At 60.1% G+C, this 24405-nt stretch carries 25 protein-coding genes, 1 tRNA gene, 1 pseudogene and 1 riboswitch; of the genes and pseudogenes, 12 read left to right on the forward strand and 15 right to left on the reverse strand.

Features of this window, described 5'->3' with window-relative positions; genetic code table 11:
* Positions 1 to 520 precede the first annotated feature (520 nt).
* Positions 521 to 1456 (reverse strand): DUF5996 family protein, encoded by a 936-nt coding sequence (locus EY713_RS00655; protein WP_342635970.1) that lies wholly within the window; start codon positions 1454 to 1456, stop codon positions 521 to 523.
* 12 nt (positions 1457 to 1468) lie between these two features.
* Positions 1469 to 2020, reverse strand: coding sequence for a Ros/MucR family transcriptional regulator (locus EY713_RS00660; RefSeq protein ID WP_245572841.1), 552 nt, complete (start codon positions 2018 to 2020; stop codon positions 1469 to 1471).
* 246 nt (positions 2021 to 2266) lie between these two features.
* Here EY713_RS00660 and EY713_RS00665 point away from each other — a divergent pair, with 246 nt between their 5' ends.
* The gene (locus tag EY713_RS00665; RefSeq protein ID WP_131113101.1) at positions 2267 to 4405 is read left to right on the forward strand and encodes a bifunctional diguanylate cyclase/phosphodiesterase; all 2139 of its coding nucleotides are present in this window, start codon (positions 2267 to 2269) and stop codon (positions 4403 to 4405) included.
* Between the two features lie 88 nt (positions 4406 to 4493).
* Here the strand turns inward: EY713_RS00665 and EY713_RS23500 are convergent.
* The 4 genes and pseudogenes from EY713_RS23500 to EY713_RS00685 all read right to left on the reverse strand — a co-directional run.
* Positions 4494 to 4568 (reverse strand): annotated as a pseudogene (locus EY713_RS23500) (transcriptional regulator); the annotation flags it as partial.
* Between the two features lie 70 nt (positions 4569 to 4638).
* The gene (locus tag EY713_RS00675; RefSeq protein WP_131113102.1) at positions 4639 to 4929 is read right to left on the reverse strand and encodes a hypothetical protein; all 291 of its coding nucleotides are present in this window, start codon (positions 4927 to 4929) and stop codon (positions 4639 to 4641) included.
* A 107-nt stretch (positions 4930 to 5036) separates the two neighbouring features.
* Positions 5037 to 5255 carry a hypothetical protein gene (locus EY713_RS00680; RefSeq protein WP_131113103.1) on the reverse strand — a complete coding sequence of 73 codons (219 nt, stop codon included), beginning with the start codon at positions 5253 to 5255 and terminating at the stop codon, positions 5037 to 5039.
* Between the two features lie 198 nt (positions 5256 to 5453).
* Positions 5454 to 5735 carry a hypothetical protein gene (locus EY713_RS00685; RefSeq protein ID WP_131113104.1) on the reverse strand — a complete coding sequence of 94 codons (282 nt, stop codon included), beginning with the start codon at positions 5733 to 5735 and terminating at the stop codon, positions 5454 to 5456.
* A 71-nt stretch (positions 5736 to 5806) separates the two neighbouring features.
* Between EY713_RS00685 and EY713_RS00690 the strand changes: the two genes are divergently transcribed.
* Positions 5807 to 6987 (forward strand): IS3 family transposase gene (locus EY713_RS00690; RefSeq protein WP_131113105.1). Its coding sequence is split into 2 segments (ribosomal slippage): positions 5807 to 6068 and positions 6068 to 6987, totalling 1182 coding nucleotides; the frame shifts between segments, so codons are not numbered across the junction.
* 3 nt (positions 6988 to 6990) lie between these two features.
* On the opposite strand, the gene EY713_RS00695 is transcribed toward EY713_RS00690, so the two are convergent.
* Positions 6991 to 7725, reverse strand: coding sequence for a DUF4238 domain-containing protein (locus EY713_RS00695; RefSeq protein WP_131113106.1), 735 nt, complete (start codon positions 7723 to 7725; stop codon positions 6991 to 6993).
* Between the two features lie 599 nt (positions 7726 to 8324).
* On the opposite strand from EY713_RS00695, the gene EY713_RS00705 reads away from it, so the two are divergent.
* From EY713_RS00705 to EY713_RS00725, 5 genes are all read left to right on the forward strand, one after another.
* The gene (locus EY713_RS00705) at positions 8325 to 8645 is read left to right on the forward strand and encodes a hypothetical protein (protein WP_131113108.1); all 321 of its coding nucleotides are present in this window, start codon (positions 8325 to 8327) and stop codon (positions 8643 to 8645) included.
* Positions 8646 to 8876: 231 nt separating this feature from the next.
* The gene (locus tag EY713_RS00710; RefSeq protein ID WP_131113109.1) at positions 8877 to 9281 is read left to right on the forward strand and encodes a host attachment family protein; all 405 of its coding nucleotides are present in this window, start codon (positions 8877 to 8879) and stop codon (positions 9279 to 9281) included.
* Positions 9282 to 9454: 173 nt separating this feature from the next.
* Positions 9455 to 9814 carry a DUF6894 family protein gene (locus EY713_RS00715; protein WP_342635971.1) on the forward strand — a complete coding sequence of 120 codons (360 nt, stop codon included), beginning with the start codon at positions 9455 to 9457 and terminating at the stop codon, positions 9812 to 9814.
* Between the two features lie 811 nt (positions 9815 to 10625).
* Positions 10626 to 10859 carry a DUF6894 family protein gene (locus EY713_RS00720; RefSeq protein ID WP_131113110.1) on the forward strand — a complete coding sequence of 78 codons (234 nt, stop codon included), beginning with the start codon at positions 10626 to 10628 and terminating at the stop codon, positions 10857 to 10859.
* A gap of 219 nt (positions 10860 to 11078) precedes the next feature.
* Positions 11079 to 12284, forward strand: a complete 1206-nt coding sequence (locus EY713_RS00725) for a sensor histidine kinase (RefSeq protein WP_210215296.1) — start codon at positions 11079 to 11081, stop codon at positions 12282 to 12284.
* A gap of 314 nt (positions 12285 to 12598) precedes the next feature.
* Here the strand turns inward: EY713_RS00725 and EY713_RS00730 are convergent, their stop codons facing one another.
* Positions 12599 to 12835, reverse strand: a complete 237-nt coding sequence (locus EY713_RS00730; protein ID WP_131113111.1) for a hypothetical protein — start codon at positions 12833 to 12835, stop codon at positions 12599 to 12601.
* Between the two features lie 658 nt (positions 12836 to 13493).
* A tRNA-Glu gene (locus tag EY713_RS00735) sits at positions 13494 to 13569 on the reverse strand.
* Between the two features lie 232 nt (positions 13570 to 13801).
* A riboswitch (glycine riboswitch) is annotated at positions 13802 to 13905 on the forward strand.
* A gap of 179 nt (positions 13906 to 14084) precedes the next feature.
* Between EY713_RS00735 and EY713_RS00740 the strand changes: the two genes are divergently transcribed.
* Positions 14085 to 15350, forward strand: coding sequence for a D-amino acid dehydrogenase (locus EY713_RS00740; RefSeq protein WP_131113112.1), 1266 nt, complete (start codon positions 14085 to 14087; stop codon positions 15348 to 15350).
* A gap of 10 nt (positions 15351 to 15360) precedes the next feature.
* Here EY713_RS00740 and EY713_RS00745 read toward each other — a convergent pair whose 3' ends face one another.
* Both EY713_RS00745 and EY713_RS00750 read right to left on the reverse strand, forming a co-directional pair.
* Positions 15361 to 16098 (reverse strand): DUF72 domain-containing protein, encoded by a 738-nt coding sequence (locus EY713_RS00745; RefSeq protein WP_131113113.1) that lies wholly within the window; start codon positions 16096 to 16098, stop codon positions 15361 to 15363.
* Between the two features lie 66 nt (positions 16099 to 16164).
* Entirely contained in the window at positions 16165 to 17589 is a 1425-nt protein-coding gene (locus EY713_RS00750; protein WP_131113114.1) for a hypothetical protein, read from the reverse strand.
* A 134-nt stretch (positions 17590 to 17723) separates the two neighbouring features.
* Between EY713_RS00750 and EY713_RS00755 the strand changes: the two genes are divergently transcribed.
* The 3 genes from EY713_RS00755 to EY713_RS00765 all read left to right on the forward strand — a co-directional run bounded on the left by EY713_RS00755 (position 17724) and on the right by EY713_RS00765 (position 20134).
* Positions 17724 to 18851, forward strand: coding sequence for an S-(hydroxymethyl)glutathione dehydrogenase/class III alcohol dehydrogenase (locus tag EY713_RS00755; RefSeq protein ID WP_131113115.1), 1128 nt, complete (start codon positions 17724 to 17726; stop codon positions 18849 to 18851).
* Positions 18851 to 19681: an S-formylglutathione hydrolase gene (fghA, locus tag EY713_RS00760; protein ID WP_131113116.1), complete on the forward strand. Its 831-nt coding sequence runs from the start codon at positions 18851 to 18853 to the stop codon at positions 19679 to 19681. The genes EY713_RS00755 and fghA overlap by 1 nt, the downstream gene beginning before the upstream one ends.
* Positions 19682 to 19813: 132 nt before the next feature.
* Positions 19814 to 20134 (forward strand): cupin domain-containing protein, encoded by a 321-nt coding sequence (locus EY713_RS00765; RefSeq protein WP_131113117.1) that lies wholly within the window; start codon positions 19814 to 19816, stop codon positions 20132 to 20134.
* Positions 20135 to 20143: 9 nt separating this feature from the next.
* On the opposite strand, the gene EY713_RS00770 is transcribed toward EY713_RS00765, so the two are convergent.
* Genes EY713_RS00770 through EY713_RS00780 form a run of 3 tightly spaced genes read right to left on the reverse strand, consistent with a single transcriptional unit; the run spans position 20144 to position 22702 of the window.
* Entirely contained in the window at positions 20144 to 21028 is an 885-nt protein-coding gene (locus tag EY713_RS00770; protein WP_210215297.1) for a metal ABC transporter permease, read from the reverse strand.
* Positions 20961 to 21830: a metal ABC transporter ATP-binding protein gene (locus EY713_RS00775; protein WP_210215298.1), complete on the reverse strand. Its 870-nt coding sequence runs from the start codon at positions 21828 to 21830 to the stop codon at positions 20961 to 20963. Before EY713_RS00775 ends, EY713_RS00770 begins: the two co-directional genes overlap by 68 nt.
* On the reverse strand, positions 21827 to 22702 hold the full coding sequence (locus EY713_RS00780) for a metal ABC transporter solute-binding protein, Zn/Mn family (protein WP_131113119.1): 876 nt from the start codon (positions 22700 to 22702) through the stop codon (positions 21827 to 21829). The genes EY713_RS00775 and EY713_RS00780 overlap by 4 nt, the downstream gene beginning before the upstream one ends.
* Before the next feature lie 208 nt (positions 22703 to 22910).
* Between EY713_RS00780 and EY713_RS00785 the strand changes: the two genes are divergently transcribed.
* A complete protein-coding gene (locus tag EY713_RS00785) occupies positions 22911 to 23387 on the forward strand; it encodes a Fur family transcriptional regulator (protein ID WP_131196379.1) in 477 nt (158 codons plus the stop codon).
* 39 nt (positions 23388 to 23426) lie between these two features.
* Here EY713_RS00785 and EY713_RS00790 read toward each other — a convergent pair whose 3' ends face one another.
* Positions 23427 to 24350 carry a lipid kinase gene (locus EY713_RS00790; protein ID WP_131113121.1) on the reverse strand — a complete coding sequence of 308 codons (924 nt, stop codon included), beginning with the start codon at positions 24348 to 24350 and terminating at the stop codon, positions 23427 to 23429.
* Between the last annotated feature and the right edge of the window lie 55 nt (positions 24351 to 24405).

A 24405-nucleotide genomic window follows, 5' to 3' on the forward strand; every position in this document is an offset into this window, starting at 1 on the left:
GTCGTCTACTCCCGTCTATTTTGGATGTGCGCCGCCGATGGGAAGTCGCTCCACTCTCCCTTGGTTATCTTGGCTGCTCGAATGCCTAATCGTTAGTTCGGCGAAGGGGGATTATCCGCTCGATACGGTTGCGATCCTTGTAGGCGTTGAAGTCGTAAGAGAGGGGCCTGCTTGCGGTTGGCCCTGGGCGGGATGATGTGTCGGTTCCCTTCATAAAGAGACTGCAGCGAACCGCGTCACTGTCGTAGCCCGTGTCGGCCAGCATCAGCCAAGGCTTTTCGACTGGCATGCGGACGAGGCGCTACACCGCTTTGTAGTCGGCAACTTCGCACAGGTCACCAAGACGCCAAGAGGGCATCCTTGACCGTCCAAAAGGGCGTGGATTTTCGACGTATAGCCGCCGCGGCTTCGACCAAAGCCCTACTCACTCTAGTCGACTTCCGCTCCGAGCCACTCGTGCGGCTCGCAAATTCTCCACTCCAATCTAATTTTGTCATCTAAGACCGCAAAGGTCGGAGTGTCACGCAAGCCGGCGAGGCTGGCCCTTTTCGCCAAGCGCGCACTCGAGGGCAGCCCGATCCCATCTTCCAGCATCGGCTGCTGCCGCATAGGAGGCCTGCAAAAACCCAAGTAACGCTGCGTCAGGGTCCGCAGCGGTGCGGACTGCCTCATATGGTAGGAGAAATTCACCCATCGCAGTCTCGAACCGTGCGAGCCCTGGCATTTTGGCGTCTCTAAATCCTGGCGGTTCGGGGTAGGCGTAGGAGTAGAAGGCAGCCTCTGGAAAGGCGTCGCTGCCAGGCCAGAAGCCCGCGCTGCTGACCTCGTGCGAGTAGGCCTCGCGTGTGACAACGTCAGGAAGACCTGGCACACCGCCGGGATGAAGTGGTGCTGGCCGACCCGAGAATCTGGTGACGGCGAGGTCGAAGCTCCCCCAGAAAAAATGGACGGGGCTCGCCTTGCCCACAAAGCCAGTGCGGAAGAGCTTCAAGATACGATCTGCTTGCAGGAGGGTCCGCCAGAATCGGTGCGCCGCGTCAGCATCATAGGTCTGGTGCCGATGATCATCCTGGAACCGCACTGGTTCCGACACTTCGTTTGGCATCGTGTCGATTGCGACCTGAATTCCCAAGACAGCTAGCATGGCCATGAGGCGTCGGTAGAAGGTGGAGACACTTTGCGGCTCTAAAAGCATCTTCGTTTGGTCGCCCCGGCTCGTTCGGCACGTCAGCCAATGAGCAACGAAGTCGAACTCGATCTCCAAGATTTCGTGAGCAATGGGGACCGGGGATGTTCCGAGACCTCTGGCCGTGACATAGAGCGGGACGTGCCAGCCATGATTTAGCCAAGGCGTGCAGGCCAGCCGCACCTTGCCGACCACCTGGGTCCAAAGCTGCAGGGTCGCCAGTGTGTCTCGCCAGGCGAGATAGTCTAGTCTCGGCCAGTCTTCCAACACTCTACCTCCTAGTCACGCAATGTGACCGTCACCGAGCCTTCGATCAGACGGTCGGCAGACCGCCTTCTTGGCAGGACGGCCACGTCTCTTAGCCAGAGGTTCGGCCACTTGAGCGTCGGTAGCCAAAGCATGCGCGGCCGCTTTCTGAAGCGCAACGGCGGTCTTGCGACGCGAATTGCCAAGTCCATTCCCCTTCGCAAGTTCCGAGCGAATAGCCGCATATCCGTGAGACACCATCGGATAGTCGCAGGGTAAGCCCCACTCAGCGCGATCCAGGTCGATGATTAGGCCAAAGGCGGTTTGCAAGTGACGCTTCAGCGACTTAAATCGCTTCCCGTGCTCTAGGCAGACTAAATTGTCGTTGGTGACGGACTTCGTTATCGGCACGGCTGGTCCGGCCACTTGAACTTCCGACACCTCCTCCTTTAAACTCATAACGCCCACGAGTGAAGAGTGTACGATTTCAATGAGCTCGGGGAAGGCGCTAACGCGCCCGACATCGTTGCTCACGAATGCCGCCACGCTATCAACAGTCATTTCCAAAGTGTGACCTGTGTCTGCCAACGGCGTCTCGATCTGTTGACACCCCCCCTTTTGGGTAAGTGCAGCGACGACAAGCCATGTATGCATGCTTTGGAGCGGGGAGAAAGCGGCTGGGTCCGGCAAGCTCCGAGCAATACGTCCGAAACAGCAGTTTTTCTCAATCTTTTAGCAACGGTCGTTAGTCATCTTTGGCGGGATTGCCATACCGGAGCAGAGCTCAATCAAGGTTAGTACGGGACCTGTTCAAGGCTAGGAAATCAGGAGGGCATGATGCGCGTTGATCACGATCCGACCTGCGTCGAGGGAATTTCAGAACGACCGCGGGCCTTGCTCAAGCTTTCCAGCATCACGTCACTCATGCAACCCATTGTGGAGCTGTCATCCGGACGCGTCGTTGGCTTTGAAGCGTTAGCTAGACTTCAAGACGGCAACCTTCTACTTGCCCCTGACCAGTTTTTACCCGAGCTTTCCGACGAAGAGCGGGTCTGGCTCTTTCGTGAGATGTTGCGCCAAGCCCATGACTTTGTGACAGCAGCACGACGGCGACGTCCTGATTTGATCATCTCGGTCAACGTAGAAACGTCGATTGTAATGCGAGATGATCTACCAGAGTTGATCGAGATGACCTTGGGTGCAGAAGCTAGCACAAAGGGTATTTACTTGGAACTTTTAGAGAGCGAGAAGATCCTCGATCTTAAAAAAGCTATGGTAAATCTGACGCGGCTTAAGAAGATGGCCATTGGCCTCTCGCTGGACGACGTCGGCTCTGCTTACTCGTCCCTTATCATGCTCAAGCGTCTTCCCATTGACGTGATCAAACTCGACCAAGCCTTTGCTCGCGAGCTTGCTCGCAAACCATCAGATCTGCAGTTCGTTCAAAGTGTGATGTCGCTGTCACGTGGCTTGCGTAAAAAGCTCGTGGTCGAAGGTGTCGAGACCCTCGAGATTTTGGATGCTCTCACCGTGTTGGGCGTCGACTATGTGCAGGGATTTACGATCGCCAAGCCGATGCCGGCTATTCGCGCTTTGGAATGGCTGGACGAGGCTCGGGAGAAGAAGCGGAGCCGCATACCCAACTCCTTGCTCGGCTGCTATTCCGCTCACCTGCTCGTTGTTGAGACCTGCCGCATCATTGATGATCAATCCTTGCCAATGCGATGGGATCGGCATGCCAAAGATCCGCATGCGTGCGGGATTGGCATTTACCTCAATCAGCGTGGATTGCACGACACTTCCTTTGGCGTCGCCCACAAGGCATTTCATGACGTCATCGATCGGTATGGATCAGATCGGGAAATCTGGGAGACCGCCGCTGAATTGTTTCGCCGCGAGTTAGAACACGCCATCCTAGCTGGCACTGCGGAGCAAAAAAGCGGCAGCGTAGTGCCCCTTCGTTTGATCCCCGTCTGTAGCTGTGTCACCTTCACAGAATCGGCGACCCGCCCGGATACTCAAACCATGAAGAAGACCGAGCCGAGTCGATTTGCCCCCGCCTTTCCTACGAGCCTTTTCGCACAACTTGCGGAAGCTACCAACGACGTCATCATCGTCACGACGCCCGACATGGAGCTCCCTGGGCCTCGGATCGTCTACGTCAATCCGGCTTTCACAAGACTGACGGGGTACACCGCTGACGAGGCGATTGGACGCTCTCCTCGCATGTTACAGCGGTCTGGCACTGACCGTGTGACGCTCGATGCGATCAAGCGTCGCCTTTTAGCGGGCCTGGAAGTCCATGAAAAACTCCTCAATTATGCAAAAGGGGGAGAGCGCTACTGGCTGGACCTCCGCATCGTCCCCTTGCGCGACGAAGTCGGCAAAATCACCCACTTTGCGGCGATTGAACGCGACGTCACGATGGATAAGCGGCGGCTGGATGAATTGGAGATGGTCGCCGATAGAGACGGTTTAACCGGGATACCCAATCGGCGAGCGTTGCTCCGCGTCATCGAGTCCGAAATCGCGGCATTGCGATCGCGCTCCATTGCGAGACCTTATGGCCGCGACGCCTGCTTGGCCTTCTTTGACGTCGACCATTTTAAGAGCGTCAATGATGCGCACGGACATGGCGTTGGAGATGCAGTGCTTCTCGGCATCGCCGACCGGCTCACCGAGAACCTACGTCGATCGGATGCGCTGGGCCGCATGGGCGGGGAGGAGTTCGCGCTGTGGATGCCGGGCGTCACTCTTCGGGATGCACAAGAGCTGGTCGACCGACTTCGCCGCATTGTATCAGAGCAGCCGTTTGAGACACCATCAGGTCCAGTGACGGTCAGCGTAAGTATTGGAGTTACGGCTTTCCAGCCGATCGATAACTTGGTCCACCTCATGAACCGTGCCGACAAAGCAATGTATTCTGCGAAGAAAGCGGGGCGCAACAGGGTAGTAGCGCTCGAAGGAACTTAGCGCCTGCGCCGCATTGAATGCGACTAAGTCTGGGCGTTTCAATGGAAGAGCAAGACGCCGATGTTCCGAGCCGCACCCACGTCGCGTTCCTGAGCCGGACCCCTGGCCCGTTACCGTTCTCAGCTACGAAGATGACGCCGGCGGCCTCAAGGGCATGCTGCAAACTTCCGACTGCCTCGGACGAAGCCTTCCTACGCTCCCTTTCGAAGCCCTATATTTTGGACCCGGGCTATTCACTGCAGCGTCACCATGGTGCGCCGAGTTGGTCTTCGCTTGGCACGCGGATCGTTCTCGATGCGAAGGGTGAGCCCTACAGTATTGAGCAAGTTGGCCAATGTCACAGCGTCCGCGAACTCGGTGCAGGACCGCAGCTCTATGGAGATGGTCCGCCCAGGCAGCCCGATGTCGTCATAGGCCACGAAGCGGACCACGAGCGGTTCGCTGTCTTCCTCACGGTTCATAGTCGCTACAAAATTGCGGTTCCCACCATCGGCGTCGAACTGCTCTTGATCCCCAACCATCATCTTTGTCCCTTCAACAGTGGCAGCCCCAGAACTATATTAAACGTCTCGTTTTCAAGGGGGCCGGCATGAACATCTGCGGTATTAGGTAGCAAAAACACCAAGGGCTTTCACGCCTGAAAGTGCCGCTCCAGGCTGCTTCGATAATGATCGGTGAGGTCAATGCCGCCCGTGAGGTTGCGATGGACAGACGTGATTGTCTTAATCGGTCCCCAGGGTAGTCCCCACCAGCCGGCGAGTAGGGTCAACACCGTCCACGGCAGGCCCGCCGTCAGCACGCTATCCGACGCACGAACTAGGTAGGGGTCTGTGCTACGGGTGAAGGTCAAGATTATGACCGAATAGCTATATGCGAATCTGACTACCCGACCTCCGGTTCTGAGTGCCTCGAAAATCTCTTGGCTTGATAACGATTTGACGTTTTCGGCCACGCGGCTCTCCACCCTCGTTCGCCTGTCATCACTTTAGACAGTGTACCCACCATAGCAGAAAGCCCCGGGCTTTCGGCCGGGGCTTTGTTGCGCTTCCTACGTAGAGACGGGTGCTGATCGAGCCGGTTCGGCCCGGCCCCCAAAGAAAGCGTCACGGAAAAGATTGGAGCCTCGCTGTATCCCGTCATGGTGGCGGAGCAGGTAGCCGAACTCCTCATCCTTGGCATACACTTGATGGGCTGCATGCAGGATGATCGAGCCGTTGATCTTCGCCAGGTGTGCCGGATCAATGTCGATCACAACACCGGGCTTCAGTTCGAAGCCGCCGACGATCGCCAAGTCGCTGCTGAGCGGCACCAGGATCTGCGTGTTCTTCAAGCCGAAGCTGATCGTCCCCCCTTGAAGTGGTCCATCCCGATGTATGGCTTTCGAGCCTGGAGGATGGATCGATGGGAAGACGACCGAAGCCTGAAGAGATCGTGAGCAAGCTGCGTCAGGTCGACGTGTTGGTCTCACAGGGGAAGACCGTTGCGGACTCGGTTCGCTCGATCGGGGTGACCGAGGTCACCTACTACCGGTGGCGGAAGGAGTTCGGCGGCTTGAAGCTTGACCAGGTCAAGCGCCTGAAGGAGCTGGAGACGGAGAACATGCGGCTTCGCAAGGCGATCGCCGACCTCACGCTCGACAAGCTGATTCTGAAGGAGGCGGCCTCGGGAAACTTCTGAGCCCCGCGCGCCGGCGCGTCTGCATCGAGCATGTGCGACAGCATTTGCCTGTCTCCGAGCGCCGCGTCTGTGCGGCGCTCGGTCAGCACCGCTCGACGCAGCGCAAGGCGCCGCGGGGCTTTGACGACGAAGAGGCGTTGACGGGCGACATCATCGAGCTGGCGCGGCAGTACGGCCGCTACGGCTATCGCAAGATCGCGGCGTTGCTGCGCGATGCCGGGTGGCTGGTAAACGACAAGCGGGTCGAGCGCATCTGGCGATGCGAAGGGCTGAAGGTGCCGGCCAAGCAGCCGAAGAAGGGACGTCTCTGGCTCAACGACGGCTCCTGCATTCGCCTCCGGCCCGAGCACCGCGATCACGTCTGGTCGTACGACTTTGTCGAGGATCGCACGCATGAAGGCCGCAAGTTCAGGACCCTCAATGTCGTCGACGAGTTCACCCGGGAGTGCCTGGCCATCCGGGTCGCGCGCAAGCTCAACTCGACCGACGTCATTGACGTTCTGTCCGACCTGTTCATCCTGCGCGGCGTGCCTGGTCACATCCGTTCGGACAACGGCCCCGAGTTCATCGCCCAGGCTGTGCAAGACTGGATCACGGCGGTTGGAGCAAAGACCGCCTATATTGCCCCAGGCAGCCCGTGGGAGAACGGCTACGTCGAGTCGTTCAACGCTCGCTTCCGAGACGAGCTGCTCGACGGAGAGATCTTCTACTCGCTCAAGGAAGCTCAGGTCATCATCGAAAGCTGGAGAAGGCATTACAATACTGTGCGCCCGCACGGATCAATCGGCTACAAGCCCCCGGCGCCGGAGGTCTTCGTGCCCGCCTTCGCCGCATGGCCGGCTGCGAAACCCCGACCATCTCCGCCGGCCATGCTCAGGGTGGCGCCCAGGCCGACCATGAACTAACAATCAACCCGGACCACCCGATGGGGGCCGATCAAAGCCAGGCGAGTGCATACGGTTGCCCCGCAACGCCGGGTTACACCACATAAGACATACGGGATGATCTGACGTTACGAACCCTGTCGTTTTTAAAGGCGCACGGATTAGCATCCACTTGCGGTCAGCCAGCAGCCCTAGAATGGTGTCAAAGGCCTCGGCCTCGAACCCAAGATGCGCTTCCGTCGTGACATCGACCCTATAGGCGTCCGTCTGAAACTTCCGGGCGTGCTCGTGGTCAAGCTCGGCATCAGCGGGGACGGCTCCCGCCGCTTTGGCTCGCCGCATTTGCGACGCCCATCGTTCAGGCGTCGCACTGGCAAGATCCATCATCATTTTAATAATGTCCTCATGAAGCTGGCGCGTTGCTTCCCTCCGCTCCGGGTTGGCAGAGGCCATATGAGCGATCAGGTTTAATACGTAGTTCATGTCATCGCGGCTCTCGATCGATCGCGCTTCTGCGATGCGCCTCAGAGCAACATCGAGCTCGCCTTCGAACTTCGCGAACTCCTTTTCAACGGCATCGGAAGGGTGCCCTTCGACATTGACCGTGTTGAAATCGCGCTCCTGCGCGACGTTTTTCGTGTGAGAAACGAAGGCCCGCTGTGTGCGAAAATCGACCGCGTAGACTTGGGGCTTATCGCGATCTGTCACAAATCCCTTCATATAACACTGCGGTACGTAGTGGTGCATCCGGGCTACCATGGCTACGCTCCAGCCATCCGCAAACGCACCCCCGCCCCGCCGCCATTTTCAGGAATAAACTCGACCCCAGCCGCTTCAAGGGCGCGAGTGATCACCACAAGCGTCGCATGGCGTGGGTCCGCGTTCGCACCCTCAAATTGTCGAATTGTGACGATGCCGACCGTGGCTGCTTTCGCAAGTTGGTCTTGTGTCCAATTGAGCAGCGCTCGAGCTGCACGGCACTGCGCGGGAGTGATCATGTTCTCACATGACCCATCTATCTATTTTCGTCAACTACATCGTAAATAGATTGACAACATCCAATCCGTATCTTATAAATTTATCTGTCGATTATAGATGGATTAAAGATCCCCTGCTACTCACTCCCGCTAATACCTACGACCACGCCGCCATCATTCGAGTAGCATAGTCGAACGCCAGATCGCCGAGGCCTATCTAGCCGCCACGAAAGCCATTCAGAAGCGCGGAAAGTCAGTAACGATCGCAGAAGAGCTTGCAGCAATCGTCAAATCCTTGAAATGGGCCGATGCCATCTACCCGCCTGACCTTCTCCCGGACGCCGGGCCGGTAATCCGAAATCAAACTTAGGAACCCGCATCATGTCGACCAATACCGCTTCGGCAGTAGCCTACTTGCCGACCTACCACAGCCTTTCGAATTTTCAACCAAGCGCCTACATTGCCGATCTTCGGTTGGCAGGGTTCGATCTGACCTTGCTGCCCGAACCAAACTTCGGGATCACCTATGCGATTACGCCGCGTAAGGGGCACGGGTTTGATCGTACCTTCCGCCAAGTTCTTGAGAAACACGGTTTTGCCAGCCGGACTAACCCCGACCTCGTTATACGCGTTTGCGAAGCGCTTCAGGATGAACAGTCTGACCTCTTGCTTGCCTTACACGGTACAGTCGTCAAATTGTAATCATCGTTTGCATCAACCTCGGGGCGTGCAAACGTTCGAACAATCTACCACCACATTGCGGGGCCGTTCCTCGCCGCTTATGCCGGTAAGATGCGTGGCGTGAGGACAGCCGGCGCGTGTCGAACGGTGAGCAGTCCGGCAGGCGGGTGATCTGAGCACCTAATTGAGTTCGCAGGCGTTCTTTGCCTCAGATCAGGTCGTTGTGACCTTGATGGCGTCAAGGAGTTTTCGATGCATCTTCCCGATGGAGCGACGATTGTCGTTGCCGATGGCGAAAAGCTCAAGGTGTTCCGTAATACCGGGCACGAGGGCAACCCGAAGCTGACCGCCGAGCAAGAGCCGAAAGTCGAACAGGATAATCATGGATCGGGAGGTCGGCATCATCTTAGCTCCGCCAACCCCGATCACGGCCAGGTCGAGGAGGATAGCCACTCGGCAGGGGTGGCCGCCATGCTGAACAAGGAGGCCGTCTCGGGAAAGATCAAGCACCTCGTGGTCATCGCCTCGCCAAGAGCTCTCGGCGAACTGCGTAAGCACTACAGCAAGCAGCTTTCGGCAGTGCTGGTGGGCGAGATCGCAAAGGACCTCACGGGACACTCGATCCACGATATCGAGAAGGCAATCGCTGCGGCTTGAACCATGCTGGCCGCGGGAGCGATTAGGCTCGATCAGGATCGTCCCGCGTGCCCTGCTCACTCATCATCATGGCGTCGGGCTCGCCATGACTCACAACCGATCGCGGATCGTCAAATGCGGTTAGCGACGACCGCTCTACCAGGGTCACCTTTGACGGGGTGAAGGGCCCGACCATGATCCGGCCGAGCATCGATACGGAGGAGGTCGGTGCCGAACGCTCTTGGTCCGCATGCGTACAGCAACTATTCAGTGCTTCGGACTGTAGCTTTACATCAACCAACTCAGAATCAGAGGAAGTGATGCCTCGTTTCTTCTTCGACATACACGACAGCGTTATGCGTATCGATAAGGTTGGGCTTGAGTTGGGAGATGTCTCGGACGTTCGCGGCGAAGCGATGCGGGCACTGCCATCGATCGCAAAGGACGAGATCCCGAAGGATGGCGACAAACAAGTGTTTACGGTGTTTGTTCGCGACGAGGACAGCCGCCCGATCTATACGGCGACGATCACCTTCGCTGGCTTGTGGGTCTAAGGCGGACGGCCGAAGTTAAGCCGGGTGAACTCTGTTGGTTGATATAGGCGATGGAGCAGCAGCGATAGTTGCTTATAGCGCGGCAGTTTCTGCCCGCGGCATTGCCTCACCGGCGCTCAGGCTGCATGCTACCGACATGTGGATAAAGCGCGTCAATCGATGGGGTGTCGGCCAAGCTAGGGCGCGCACCGAAGCCGAGGATCTTGTCACGAGCAGCGGCGATCTGGCCTCCGCGGTGGCTCGACGACTGGCCCGCGGCGAACGGCTTGGACGAGTTTCGGTCGTAGGTGTCCCGTTTGGGCACTGTGCTCGGGTCCGGCGAAAGGTCAAGCAGCGGGGACGCCGGCGACAATGATCAGATTATCACCATCGCCGGACCGTGATCGGATAGTCAGCGGTGTTTTTCGCCGATGGCGGTGACATCTGGTGCGTCTTTTGCAGGCGTGGAGATCGATCCACTCGTTCGGTGAGAACCGCTGACAGACCTGACGCGATCTAAACGCTTTGCTTCTTCGACACTAACAGCCGTGTCTCGGGCTCGGGCGTCTGCCGCCCTCGGAGTTGGGGTCATCTGTTCGATTGGCACGGCATTTTCTTCCTTACGGTTGGGTACGTCTTTTTTTGACTTATCGAAGACGACGAACTTAAGACTAAGGCGAGCATCGCTGTGTGGCTTCACTGCTAATTCGCATAGTGCATATTCGAATTAGCTTCGGTCGGAGCGACGCCTTTCCCCTCGTCGTTGCGTTGCGACGTACGACATAAGGCTGACACGGATGTTCCATTTGCTGCGACAACCGAACGGTCGATTATGCCGCTATATTTCTTCGACGTCCATGACGGCAAGATCGTACCGGATGAGGTCGGCACAGAACTCGCTGACCTTGATGCGGCCCGAGATTTTGCCTGTCACATGGTCCTCCGCATGGCGGCGAGCATGTCATTGAGACGAGACGGCGTTCAGATCAGGGTCAACGTGCGCGATGCGGCAGGCGCTCGCGTCATGACTGGGACTCTGATGTTCTTAATCGAGAAGACCGAGTGAGACGCAATCCATGGTTGATCGCGGAGACGTTCAGTACACTTCGTTGTGCATGACCGTTCTCTTACACGTCGCGCGTCACAGTCTGCAGCGCGGCCGGGTAACGTGAACGAGGCGACCTCGAGTTTCAGCGGGCCTTCCAAGCCCAGTGAGCCATCGCTGAACATGACATACGCCCCTAGCGGCTGATGGTTGGTACGAGTTGGTAGAAGGATTTCCGTGATGCCAAATTCAGAAACCGTCGTAACGCCGCCAAGCGTAGAGACGCGCGAGGGTCGCAGACGGCTTCCCGCCTTCATGTCCGAGAACATCACTCCGATCGTTGCCGAATGGGAAAACTTCGCTCGAACGTTGACGCCGACATCCGACGGTATGACCCCCTTGGCGTTGCGGGATCACATCCATCAGATCCTGCAATTCGTCGTCGTCGATATCCAGTCGGAACAGACGCCTAAGGAAGAGACGATAAAGTCTATGGGAAACAAGGCCCGCAAACCTGATAGTACGGCTGCGGAAACTCACGCAGCACTGCGTCTTTCGGGTGGCTTTAACATCGGCCAGATCACATCCGAGTACCGGGCCTTGCGGGCTAGCGTGATCAAGCTTTGGAGGAGAACGAACCCTCTGATGGACGAGAAAGATTTCGAGGATCTGACGAGGTTCAACGAGGCGATCGATCAAGAATTGACGGAGTCCGTGACCTACTACACCGACGAAGTTCTGAGGTCGAAAGACCTTTTCATCGGCATACTAGGGCATGACCTTCGCAGTCCCGTTCAGGCGATCACGTTGTCGGCCGAGTTGATGTCGCGTTTGGGGTCGCTCAACGAACGGCAAATCATGCTCCTGGGGAACATGTCCGACAGTGCCGGACGCATCAACGCGCTGATCGACAACCTCGTTGACGTCACGCGAGCGCGGTTCGGCAATTCACTCGCAATCATCAGATCCGTTATGGATTTTGGCTACGTCGCCCATCAGCTTGTTGACGAGACTCGGGCCGTGAACCCGTCGCGAGATATTAAACTTGATATCTCGCCCGGCAGCCTGAAGGGTGAATGGGACAAGGCCCGAATCGGGCAGGTCTTCTCGAACCTGCTCGGTAACGCTTGTCAATATGGCTTCAAGGACACCTCGATCGAAGTGGGCATCGCGAGCGACAGGGAGTCGGTTACGTTGACGATTAGTAACCGAGGCGTCCCGATTCCTGCTGAAAGAATAAGCTCGATCTTCAACCCCCTGACCCGCGCGACCGCAAAGACGGGTCAGCATGCGTCGATGAATTTGGGGCTTGGTCTCTACATAACAAATGAGATCGTTGCAGCCCACGGCGGGACGATCGAGGTCACATCGTCCGAGGACCAAGGAACCACTTTCACCTTATGGTTTCCGCGCTATCGGTCGAAACCAGCCTTACACTTGGCTTGAGCCGCGATCGATTTCGAGTTTAGACGACGCGGCAGCGTCGGCAGGACTATGCTGCAGCCTACTGCCGAGTACCACATGCCGAGGATGGAAAAATCTACCAGGTCCTCGGTCGCGATCATCTGCAAACCATGTGGCCGGAGAGGCGTCCTAAACGTAGCGGGACTGCTTGCCCGGCAAGGACTTGATCTGCCACTGACAGTGCTGATCAACATCTTGTCGGCCGACTGCCCAGGCCGACGTGAACACACGCCACGATGCAGCACGGTCTTCGAGGATCTGCCGAAACAGCGGTCATTCGTAGAGGCGATATCTGATCACGTCGGCTCCGTAATCCTTACCCCCGGCTGCTCGCCATTCACGAACTCGATCCCAGCTGCTCGGAACACCCGCTGCAACGATTTTTCCGCTATGGCCGAAATGGGATCATATGAGTCGCGAGCTTCGATGAGGACGATCGCATTAGTTTTTAAGTTCGACCGGCTGGCCAGTCCGTTGATGGACCACTTGAGGAGCAGACGAGCGGCTTTCACTTGGCCGCAGGTGAGGGTCACGGTGCCGTCCTCAGCCGAACGCCGGGATCGCGCTTGCTCGCCGTATCGGGTGATCGGTGCTTCCATAAGATAGTGGCCACTCCAGTGGTGCAGCCCGTCAGCACTGCGTCTGGCATCTCGAGTGCAGTTCAAGGCTCATCAATCAACAATCGTTCCAAATCGATACGCCAGCGTTCGTTTCCGGTTTGAGCGATACATTGAGAAGAGCTAGCGAGCAATGGTCGACCCCTTTTCGGACACTCCGAGCTGTAGCTCAGAGACCAGCGATCGTGCTCGCATCATCACTGCGGCTCAGCTGATTTACGCCCGCGGCGGCATTAACCTTCTCCAACGAACGACAGTTGCGAGGTTGGCGGGCGTGACCCCCGACACGGTGAGCCGACACTTCCGCAGCCGCTCACTGCTGATGGATCGCCTTACTCGCGAGGATTAAAGCCTGTCAAAAGCTTCGCTTCCGCAGCCAGGTAAGTGCTCACGGCGGCTTCCTCAACCGCACGCCGGGCTGGCCGTCAGCGAATTCGACGCCAACCGCCTCCATAAGCTGCTGCTAGGCCGCCAGTGCGTTGCCGTTCGTCCTCGTTCAAACACAGCTTTTCCGTATATTTTCCGTACGATGCACGAAGCCGTCAAATTTCGCGACGTAAGCCATTGAAATGACTGGTGCGCCCAAGGGGAATCGAACCCCTGTTTTCGCCGTGAGAGGGCGACGTCCTAGACCGCTAGACGATGGGCGCGGGCGCAAAGCGCAATGTCGATACAGCTCCGAAATACATCCGCCGCATCGATCTGCTGGTGCATAACCGGATTTCCACTGCTTCACAAGAGGCGCCCGCCACATGGGTGTGGAGCATCACGCGCGAGCCGGTTGCCGCCCCGGCAAGCGCGACGTGCCTATCATTCGTGCCGAATGCCTCACCTATCGGGTTGCGGAAAGTAGCGAACCATGAGACCGTCGAATTGTCATCAAACAAAGATGCGGGAGAGATCGCGTCCAGTTCGACAGAACAGGACGAGGCGCCGACGGAGCAACCACCCCGGAAACTCTCAGGCAAACGGACCGCATCCGAGGACAATCTGGAGAGAGGCGCTTGACTGCGTCCGCCGAAGGGGAAGCTCGATGGTTCTGCCCGACTGACGTCGGACAAGCGCCGCGGGTAAACTCTCAGGTACCCGTGACAGATGGGGATCGCGAAAGCCGGCCGCTCGACGGCTGTTTTCTGGTCCACCTGTCTACGGAAGTTATCCTCTCATGCGCCACATCGCCGTCATCGGAGCCGGGGTCACCGGCATCACCACCGCCTATGCGCTGCTCGAACGCGGCTATGCGGTCACGGTCTTCGACCGTCAACGTTACGCCGCGATGGATACGTCCTTCGCCAATGGCGGACAGCTCTCGGCCAGCAATGCCGAAGTCTGGAACGGTTGGTCCACCATCCTGAAGGGGATGAAGTGGATGATGACCCGGTCGGCGCCCCTGCTCGTCAACCCCAAGCCGAGCTGGCACAAACTATCTTGGATGGCCGAATTCATCGCCGCCATTCCGCATTACGAGCGCAACACGATCGAGACAACGCGGCTCGCGATCCTGGCGCGCGACCATCTCTTCGCCATGGCAAAACGCGAGCATATCGACTTCGATGCTGTCTCGCGCGGCATCCTGCACATCTATCGCGACAAGGCCGGGTTCGACCATGCCGACAAGGTCAACGGTCTGTTGCGCCAGGGTGGTCTCGAGCGACGGGCCGTCTCGCCCGATGAAATTCGCAGCATCGAGCCGACGATCCACGGCAGCTATTTCGGCGGCTTCTACACGGCCAGCGACACGACCGGCGACATTCACAAATTCACGACCGGCTTGGCCAAAGCCTGCGTCCGCCAGGGCGCCCGGATCGTCTATGATGCCGACGTCGATCGCGTGGCGGCCGATGCCTCGGGCGTTACGATCCAATGGAGCCCGGCCTCGGCAATCGGCATTGAGCCGAAGGTCATCGAAACCGTGCAGGCCGACGGGGTCGTGATCTGCGCCGGCGTCGGCAGCCGGGCGATCGCCGCGAGCCTTGGCGACCGGGTCAACATTTATCCCGTTAAAGGCTATTCGATCACGGTGCAGCTCGATGACGAGGTGAGCCGCCGCGCTGCGCCGACCGTCAGCCTGCTCGACGATGCCACCAAGATCGTGACGAGCCGCCTCGGCGACAATCGATTCCGGGTTGCCGGAACCGCCGAGTTCAACGGGTATAACCGCGATATTCGCGCCGACCGGATCAAGCCGCTGGTCGATTGGACCCGCCAGTTGTTTCCCGCCATCGATACCGAGAAGGTCGTGCCTTGGGCCGGTCTGCGCCCGATGCTGCCCGACATGCTGCCCCGCGTCGGCGCTGGCCGGAGGCCGGGGGTGTTCTATAACACCGGACATGGGCACCTTGGCTGGACCCTGTCGGCCGCCACCGCGCAGATCGTCGCCGAAACGATCGCGACCCAGATGCCGGTCGAAGGTCTGCTGGCCGCCGCTTGACGCGGCTCGCCTACCCGACGCGCTCGATCAGCCCCATGGCGGCGGCGGGCGCGCGGTGCTTGGCACCCGAAATCACATAGGCGAAGACGTCTCGCGTTTTAGCAAAGGTCTTCAGTCGCTTGGCCCATGCGTCGAGCGCCTCGGGTTCATAGCCGGCGGGCTGCTCGTCGACAGTCCCCTGAAGGCGCAGATAGACGAAATCGGCGGTAATATCCTCGCGCGGCGCGACGCCCTCCTTGTCGAGGATCACGCGGGCAATCCCGCGCTCGGAGAGCAGCCGAGCGACCGCTTCGGTGCCGAAACTCTCATGCTGCGCTTCCAGCGCATGGCGAAGTTTGATCCCGTCTCGCTCGGCCGGCAGCAGATCGAGAAAGCGGGGCAACGCCTCGGCATCGAATTTTCGGCCACCCGGCAACTGCCACAAGATCGCGCCGAGCTTGTCGCCGAGTTCCGTCACACCCGAGCCGAGGAAATGCGCGATCGCGGGGGCGGCCTCGGCCGGGTCCTTGCGGATGGCGGCGGCGCGATTGGCTTTGATCGAGAACACGAAACTATCGGGCGTGCCGTCGCGCCAGGACCGGAAGGTCTCGGGTGTCTGCGTCCGATAGAAGGTGCCGTTCACCTCGATCGAGGTCAGATGGGCGGAGGCGAAGCCGAGTTCCTCCGCTTTCTTCAGTCCCTTCGGGTAGAACAATCCGCGCCAAGGCGCGAAATCCCAACCACCGATCCCGATCCGCACGTCATGCATTCCGTTCGCCTCGCGCCTTGTCACCCACCCTAACGCCGCGAGGGCGCGCAGCGAAGCACGCGACCGTCACGGTTTATCGAGCAGCGCCACATAGAGATCGTCGACCATCAGGTCGGCATGTCCGTCGACCAGCAGTTCGATCGTGGCCGGCGTGTCGGCCTCCGCACCGCCGCGCCAAGGAATGTCGAAGCCAAGGCTGGTCCATTGCCCCGTGACGGTGACCGCATGTTCGATCCGCTGCGGCGGCTGGCCATCGGGGTGGAGCGTCAGCACGAGTTTGGCCAAGACAGGCGCACCGCTCTGGCTCTCGACCGACGCGCCCCAATGCAGCCCCGTCGCGGCACGGCCCGGTGGCACGACGATCTCCTGCCCGACGCCGGCCCCGGAGCAATCGACGCAATCGATCCGGAGGGCCGCATTGCCGGTGCGCGGATCGCGAGCGACATCGAGGCGCTGCCCCACGCCCTCCGCACGCCACCCTTTGCGGCCATCCGCGATGGTTCCGTTCGTCACAAGGTTGCGGTTGAACACATCGCCCGGCGCCGCATCATTGACGAGCGGATTGAACGGCTTGTCCGCGGTGGCGACGTAATAGGTCGAATCCCGGCAATCGAGCCGGAGATAGGCTTTGCCGAAGAAGGTGGCCTGATTGTCGCCGTTGCACATCGTCAGCGGCGATGGGGTACAAAGGTCGGCCACGGGCTTGCCGGCCTTGGCGGCGCGCTTCTGGCACCCGGCCGGGGTTTCCCACGCCTCCCATCGCGAAAAGCCATATTCGCGGGTGAAGTAAAACTTCTCCATACTGTCATTGTCGTGCGCGGGATTTTCGGGGTCGCCATAGGCGAAATGTTCGGACGTGATCGTGTCGAGCACCTTGCCGCTGGTGTAGTGGATCGGCTCCAGCGGGCGCTCCCAGGTGGTTAAATCCGGCGCGATGAACAGCAATTTCATGCGCGGACAGGCGGTCGACGGACCCGGCGTGATCTTCAGGGTGGAGCGCGCCTCGCCGCGCTGCCCGCGCTTGAGGCCAGGCGGAAACATGATCCAGCCGTCGGTTCGTTCGCAATTGACGTTGCGCCAGAAAATCTGGTCGCCGCCGCCCGGATCGCTGGTGCGGATGCCCGAAATATAATCCGGCCCGACATTCAGGAGATCGTAGCCGCTGCGGATGCCGAGATCGCCATAGGAGCCGCTCGTGTCGTTGCCACCAAACACCTTCTCGGCCACGGCCCGATATTCGCCATCGAGGCCGCGCACGGGATAAGAATACAGCGCCTGCCAATTGCCGGCATCGACCCGGCGATACGGGATGGCTTCGCCGACGCGGAGCTTGCGGCGTTTGCCGCAATGAGCCGGATCGCCGGTCACGGCTCGGTCGGCACCATCGACGCAAACCTGCTGGACGATGAAGTCATCCGGCTGATCGGCCCAGGCCGGCGCCCCAACCGGCAGCAGCATCGATATCGCGACCCAAGCCCATGTCCACGCCATGCAGTGAGTGTCCTTCGCGTTCGGCCGATCGTGTTTGCTCGCCCTCTATACGCCAACCGGTCATTTCAGGTAATTCGATGGTTCGCGGGCCCGCGCCCGGCCGTTTCGTTCGTCCCCTATCGGAGATTACGACCATGCAGACCCGTGCCGCCGTCGCCTGGGGCGCCAATCAGCCGCTTACCATTGAAACGGTCCACCTCGAAGGACCGAAGGCCGGCGAGGTGCTGATCGAAAACAAGGCGACCGGCATCTGCCATACCGATGCCTACACGCTCTCGGGGCTCGACTCGGAAGGGCTGTTCCCGGTCATCCTCGGACATGAGGGCGCGGGGATCGTGCGCGAGATCGGCGCGGGGGTAACGTCGGTGAAGGTCGGCGACCACGTGATTCCGCTCTACACGCCGGAATGTCGCAATTGCAAAACCTGCCTCAGCCAGCGATCGAACCTCTGCACCGCGATCCGCGCCACCCAGGGCAAGGGTGTGATGCCGGACGGGAGCAGCCGGTTTTCCTGCGAGCCGGCGGGTGGCGGCACGACGCCTTTGTTCCACTATATGGGTTGCTCAACCTTCTCGAACTTCACGGTGCTGCCCGATATCGCGGTCGCTAAAGTCCGCGAGGACGCTCCCTTCGACAAGATCTGCTACATCGGCTGCGGCGTCACGACCGGCATCGGCGCTGTCGTCTATACCGGCAAGGTCTGGCCGGGTGCCAATGTCGTGGTGTTCGGGCTCGGCGGCATCGGGCTCAACGTCATCCAGGGCGCCCGCATGGTCGGGGCCGACAAGATCATCGGGGTCGACATCAACCCAGCCAAGGTCGAGATCGCCAAGAAATTCGGCATGACGCATTTCATCAATCCGAACGAGGTGGGGACCGACAAGGTTGTGGCCGCGATTGTCGATGCGACGGATGGCGGCGCGGACTTCACATTCGATTGCACCGGCAACGTCAATGTCATGCGGCAGGCGCTCGAATCCTGCCACCGGGGTTGGGGCACTTCCATCGTGATCGGCGTCGCGCCGTCCGGGGCCGAGATCGCGACCCGTCCGTTCCAACTCGTTACCGGGCGCAACTGGCGCGGCTCGGCCTTTGGCGGCGCGCGGGGCCGAACGGACGTGCCGAAGATCGTCGATTGGTACATGGAGGGGAAGATCAATATCGACGATCTGATCACCCATACGATGCCGCTCGAGGAGATCAATACGGCCTTCGACCTGATGCATGAAGGCAAGTCGATCCGCTCCGTCGTGGTGTTTTGATGGACACGGTCTCGATCGCGAAGGCGCATGGTGGTCAGCAGGGTGTCTATAAACATGCGGCGATATCGACCGTCTGCCCCATGACGGTGTCGGTCTTCGTTCCGCCCCAGGCGGCGCATGGGCCGGTGCCGGTGTTATGGTTTCTCTCTGGTCTGACCTGCACGCATGCCAACGTGACCGACAAGGGGGAGTATCGGGCGGCGGCGGCCCGGCATGGTGTCATCGTCGTGGCGCCCGACACGAGCCCGCGCGGGACCGATGTTCCGGACGAGCCGGACAATTGGCAATTCGGCTGTGGGGCCGGGTTCTACCTCGATGCGACGCAGCCGCCTTACGCGACCAATTATCGGATGTATTCCTATGTGACGGAGGAGTTGCCGGCCCTGATCGCCGCCAATTTCCCCGCCGACATGGGTCGGCAGGGAATCTTCGGGCATTCGATGGGTGGCCATGGCGCGCTCACGATCGCGCTGCGAAACCCGCAGCGTTACAAGAGCTGTTCAGCCTTCGCGCCGATCGTGCAGCCCTCGACGTCGTTCTGGTCGCGCCCGGCGCTGGAGAAATATCTTGGACCGGACGAGGCGGCGTGGCGGCCATATGACGCCACCTTGCTGCTGGCCGATGGACACCGCTTTCGTGAGCTTCTGGTCGATCAGGGCGACGCCGACCCATATCTCGACAATGGCCTGAAGCCGTGGCTGCTGAAAGACGCCTGTGCGGCCGCAGGCGTGCCGCTGACCCTGCAGATGCGCGACGGCTACGACCATTCCTTTGCGTTTATCTCGACCTTCATGGCCGAGCATATCGCCTGGCACGCGGCACGCCTCTGAGACCGCGGCACGATTCCATGCTCAAGTTAGGGCTAGGCGCGCTCTCTTCGCTGCGTCACAACTATCGAGACCGATAGAAACCTGGCGCGTGCTGTCGCGTTGTCTTTCTTTTCGGCGTGTAAGGACGGGACCATGGCACACGACATTGAGATCATCGACGCGGAGCACACCCGCAAGAGCAAGTCGGGGGAGCGCCATCTCGCAAAAGGCCAGTCGATCTCGATGCGGATGTGGGACGCGGAACCCGCCGGCATCACCAAGGAGCCGATTCGCAGCGACTACGAAACCGTGGGTTACGTGATTTCAGGCATCGCCGAGATCACCATCGAAGGCGACTCCGCTGTGCTCACACCCGGATCATCATGGGTGGTGCCGAAAGGGGCCGAGCACACCTATCGCATCATGGAAACCTTCACGGCGATCGAGGCCAATTCGCCCCCGACGAACCGTTAAGACGACGCGTTAACGCGCCTTTGCGAAGCCCCGCTGTGCCATGATCTGGCGCAGCGGTCCGGCCACGACGCTGGCAAGGTAGATCACGCCAGACAGGATCGTGATCCAGAAACTCGTCGGCCAATCCGTATACCAGGCCAGAACGATACCGCCCCAGGACTCGATCAAGGCGAGGCCGGCCGCGAGCGCAATGCCGATGCCGAAGCGCGATGACAAATTATGAGCCGCGGCGGCCGGACCCACCATCAGGGTAAAGACCAGCAGAACTCCGACGATCTGAGCCGACTCGGCGACCGCAACGCCCACCACCGCCAGAAACGCAACCGACAGCAAGCGCATCGGCACACCCTTGGCTTCGGCCAGTTCGGGCTGGAGGCTCGAGAAGAGCAGAGGCCGCGCCATCACGCCCAGCGCCGCCAAACTCAAGGCCGCCAGGATCACCAGGCTGAGCAGCGCGGACGAACTGACGCCCAGCACATTGCCGAACAGCAGCGCCGTCGCCTGGGTCGCAAAGGCGGTGTAGAAATGCAGGAATAGCAGACCGAAGCCGAGCGCGAGAGACAACATCATCCCGACCGCGACATCCCGCGACGCTAATTTTTCGCCCAAGGCCCCCATCGCAACGCCGGCCAGAAGCGTGAAGCCGACGAGGCCCGCCAACGGCGACACACCGAGCAGCACCGCGCCGGTCGCGCCCGTAAAGCCGACGTGCGACAGGGCATGGCCCGCGAAGGTCTGACCCCGCAACACCAGGAAGTAGCCGACGATTCCCGACAGGATGGCGACCACGCCGGACGCCATGAAAGCGGTTCGCATAAACTCGTAGTCAAGCATCGTGCCGAACCGCTCCGACGCCATGAGCCGCGTGATGATCGTGACCGTGACGATCGTCATGGTCGTGGTCGTGGTCGTGCTGATGAGCACCGGTCTCGGCCTCGATGCCGCCGCTCATCACGAAGATGCGCGAGCCGAGACGAAGCACTTCGATCGGCGACCCATAAAGCGAAGACAAGATCGGCGCGGTCACAACGGTCTCGACATCGCCGAGCACCGCCCGCCCCTGGCCGAGATACAAGACGCGATCGATCGCGTTCAGCAGAGGGTTCAATTCATGCGCGCTGAACAGCACCGCCATGCCGAACTGCCGTTGCAATCGCATCACGAGATCGACGATGCTTTGCTGATGATGAGGATCGAGGCTGATCAGCGGTTCGTCGAGCAGCAGCAATTTGGGCCGTCCGAGCAATGCCTGCGAAATGAGAAGACGCTGACGCTCGCCCCCCGACAAGCTTCCGAGCGGGCGGCGGGCGAGGCCTGACGCCTCGACAGTATCGAGCGCCCAGGCCACATCCTCGCGCTCCGTCGCATTGAGGGTCGGCAGGCCCCACCGCCATCCCCCAACCGCGCTCGCAACGAAATCCCAGCCGGTGAGGCCTTGTCCGGAGGCGAGCTTGCGATGCTGCGGCATGTAGCCGACCGCCCGATTGCCGCGTGACGCCGGGGCGCCCATAACCCTGATGGTGCCACGGGACGGCGCGACCAAACCCAGGATCGCGCGGATCAACGTGGTCTTGCCGGCCCCGTTGGGGCCAAGCAAACCGATGAATTCGCCCGGTCGGATCGCAAAGCTGACGTCCGATAAAATGACGCGTTTGCCGAGCGACAGCCTGACCTGATCGAAGCTGATCGCTGTCAAGGTTTGGGGCTCGCCAGGGCCTTTTCGAGATCGGTCAATTGGTCGAGCATCCATGCCTCGTAAGTCTTGCCAGCCGGCTCGGTTTCGCTGACGCCGACAACCGGCACATGCGCCTCCTTGGCGATCCCGACAAGTCGCTTGACTGCCTGATCGTCGGCTTGGCTGTTGTACAGCATGGCTTTGACCTTGTGACCCTTGAGGTCGTCCTCGAAGGCTGCGACGTCGGCCGGGCTCGGCTCGGTGTTGTTCATCACGGCAAGCTGAAAGGCCTTATTCTTCATATCGAGACCCAGCGCGTCGGCCATGTAGCCAAACACCGGCTCGGACGCCGTCACGGGTTGGCCACCAAAGCGAGCCTTGATCTCGGCCATCTTGGCTTTCAGCGGTTTTAGTCCGGCCACAAAGCTTTCGGCCCGCCGGTCAAATTCAGCCTTATGGGCTGGATCGACTTTCCCCAGATCATCGGCAAGCCTGTTGGCCACAGCCTTCATGGTGGCAGGATCGTACCACAGATGCGGATTGTCGCCGGGCTTCTTCCCGACGAGATCGGCCGCGACGATCTCGATCCTGTCTTTGGCCTTTGAGGCGCTTAGCAATTTTTCCATCCAAGGATCGTAATCCGCGCCGTTTGAAATCACGGTCTTGGCGTCCGTCAAGGCCCGCGCGGTCGATGCGTCCGACTCGAACAGATGCGGGTCCTGGTCGGGGTTCGATAGGATGCTGGTCACTGTCGCTTGAGGGCCTGCGATTCGCTGGGCCAAATTGCCGTAGAAATTTTCAGCCGCCACGATCGTGATGGGCGCATTGGTCGCTGACGCGACGCTGCAGGACGCCGCGAGGATCGCGACGGCGGCCAAAAGGGAAGCTCGCATAGGGATCTCCTGGGGGCGGCGCCATCGACGGGCGCCGGGCCCAGACTGTTAGGTTATTACATTACACCGTACAAGGTATCATTTTGGCTCGAGTGGCTGGACGAGCGCACTCACGCTCTCCATGTCATGCTATAACGCCAGAATGCGATCGACGACCTGAGCCGAGAGACCCAACGGCTCGGTCCGGTTCGGCAACATAGAGGGTCATGTGTCCACGTCCCACGTCAACTCTCATGAGCCGAAGGTGACCGGCGGCTGGCTGCATCGCGTCGAGGAACTCTGTGGCAAGCGGGGCCTCCAATTGACGGCCCTGCGCCGTCAGGTGACCGAAATCCTGGCCCGCGCGCCCGCCTCGCTGACCGCCTATGAAATCATCGACGAACTCGGACGAGTCCAGGGCCGCCAAATTGGTCCGCCGACCGTCTATCGCACGCTCGATTTTCTGACCGAGAACGGTTTCGTCGTGAAGATCGAGAGCCGCAACGCCTTCGCGCGCTGCGATTGCCCGGGGCATCATCATCATGGGGCTTTGCTGATCTGCTCCACCTGCGGGCGGACAGATGAAATCGACAGCGACGCGCTCGATGGCGTGCTTCGGTCCGTCGCGACCGACAGCGGGTTCACGATCAAGCGCCAGATGGTCGAGCTCGAAGGGCTGTGCGACCGCTGCCGTCCGGCCGTTTAGGCTCGATCGCATCGCGCGACCGTCGAAGACCGGCCGATTTCACGGCACGTAGACCTCGATAGCGCGCGGCAGTACGCGAAACCGCGCCGGTGTCTTCGTGGTGATTTCACCATCGGTGTTGACCGACCGTTCGCGGCGGGTCCGAACGGTGATATCGGCGCTCGCCAAGGTGCGAACCTCTTTCCACCGTCCCTGCCGGCCATGCCGCATCGAGGGCAGCACCAACATCAATTGCCAGAGCTTGCGGACCTCGAGGCTGTAGACATTCAGGCGGCCATCGTCGATTGCGGCGTCTTCGGACACCGTCATGCCCCCGCCGTAGTGCCGGCCGTTGCCGATCGCGAGATGGATGGTGCGGCCACGCTGGACGGTGCCTTCCTGCTCGATCTCGATCGTGAAGGATCGCAGACGCTGGAGCGCGCGGACGCCCGCCACCAAATACCCTAACGTTCCCCATCGCTTTTTGGCATCTCGCGTCAGCGCGCGCGTCAGATCCACCCCGAACCCGATACTGGCCACGTTGAAGAACGGAACCTCATTGGCTTTGCCGATGTCGATCCGTTTGCTGTTGCCCGCCGCGATCACCTGAGCCGCTGCGACGGGATCGATCGGAAGTCCCAAGGTGCGAGCCAGATCGTTGGCGGTGCCGAGCGGGATGATGCCGAGTGGAAGACCCGTATGGAGCAGGCCGGGCAGCGCCGCGTTCAGCGTTCCATCGCCCCCGCCAAGCACCACGCGGTCGACCTCGCTCGCAAGAAGGCGGATCATGGCCGACACTTGAGACGCCTCTTCGCAGGCCTCCCGGCGGACCGGAATGCCAGCCGTTTTCAGGGCGTCATACACACGATCCGAGGCCGCCGCGCCATTTCGGCTTTTCGTGTTGACGATCAACAAAGCCGGTTTTGTCAGATGGTCGCTGGCGCTGGACGATGTGGGTCCGCTCGTGTCGTCATGCTCGTTCATGGCTGCCGATCGGGGCTCGTGCGGAGCATATCGATCCGGATGGCCTTCCCCCGAT

It is taken from the genome of Lichenihabitans psoromatis, from assembly GCF_004323635.1.
Classification (GTDB): Bacteria; Pseudomonadota; Alphaproteobacteria; order Rhizobiales; family Beijerinckiaceae; genus Lichenihabitans; species Lichenihabitans psoromatis.

Excerpts from the sequence above, each read along its gene's own strand:
- EY713_RS00665 (WP_131113101.1), top strand. The coding sequence starts at position 2,267 with ATGATGCGCGTTGATCACGATCCGACCTGCGTCGAGGGAATTTCAGAA.
- EY713_RS00675 (WP_131113102.1), bottom strand. The coding sequence starts at position 4,929 with ATGATGGTTGGGGATCAAGAGCAGTTCGACGCCGATGGTGGGAACCGC.
- EY713_RS00695 (WP_131113106.1), bottom strand. The coding sequence starts at position 7,725 with ATGGTAGCCCGGATGCACCACTACGTACCGCAGTGTTATATGAAGGGA.
- EY713_RS00705 (WP_131113108.1), top strand. The coding sequence starts at position 8,325 with ATGTCGACCAATACCGCTTCGGCAGTAGCCTACTTGCCGACCTACCAC.
- EY713_RS00710 (WP_131113109.1), top strand. The coding sequence starts at position 8,877 with ATGCATCTTCCCGATGGAGCGACGATTGTCGTTGCCGATGGCGAAAAG.
- EY713_RS00715 (WP_342635971.1), top strand. The coding sequence starts at position 9,455 with ATGATCCGGCCGAGCATCGATACGGAGGAGGTCGGTGCCGAACGCTCT.
- EY713_RS00720 (WP_131113110.1), top strand. The coding sequence starts at position 10,626 with ATGCCGCTATATTTCTTCGACGTCCATGACGGCAAGATCGTACCGGAT.
- EY713_RS00725 (WP_210215296.1), top strand. The coding sequence starts at position 11,079 with ATGCCAAATTCAGAAACCGTCGTAACGCCGCCAAGCGTAGAGACGCGC.
- EY713_RS00740 (WP_131113112.1), top strand. The coding sequence starts at position 14,085 with ATGCGCCACATCGCCGTCATCGGAGCCGGGGTCACCGGCATCACCACC.
- EY713_RS00745 (WP_131113113.1), bottom strand. The coding sequence starts at position 16,098 with ATGCATGACGTGCGGATCGGGATCGGTGGTTGGGATTTCGCGCCTTGG.
- EY713_RS00750 (WP_131113114.1), bottom strand. The coding sequence starts at position 17,589 with ATGGCGTGGACATGGGCTTGGGTCGCGATATCGATGCTGCTGCCGGTT.
- EY713_RS00755 (WP_131113115.1), top strand. The coding sequence starts at position 17,724 with ATGCAGACCCGTGCCGCCGTCGCCTGGGGCGCCAATCAGCCGCTTACC.
- fghA (WP_131113116.1), top strand. The coding sequence starts at position 18,851 with ATGGACACGGTCTCGATCGCGAAGGCGCATGGTGGTCAGCAGGGTGTC.
- EY713_RS00765 (WP_131113117.1), top strand. The coding sequence starts at position 19,814 with ATGGCACACGACATTGAGATCATCGACGCGGAGCACACCCGCAAGAGC.
- EY713_RS00770 (WP_210215297.1), bottom strand. The coding sequence starts at position 21,028 with ATGACGATCGTCACGGTCACGATCATCACGCGGCTCATGGCGTCGGAG.
- EY713_RS00780 (WP_131113119.1), bottom strand. The coding sequence starts at position 22,702 with ATGCGAGCTTCCCTTTTGGCCGCCGTCGCGATCCTCGCGGCGTCCTGC.
- EY713_RS00790 (WP_131113121.1), bottom strand. The coding sequence starts at position 24,350 with ATGAACGAGCATGACGACACGAGCGGACCCACATCGTCCAGCGCCAGC.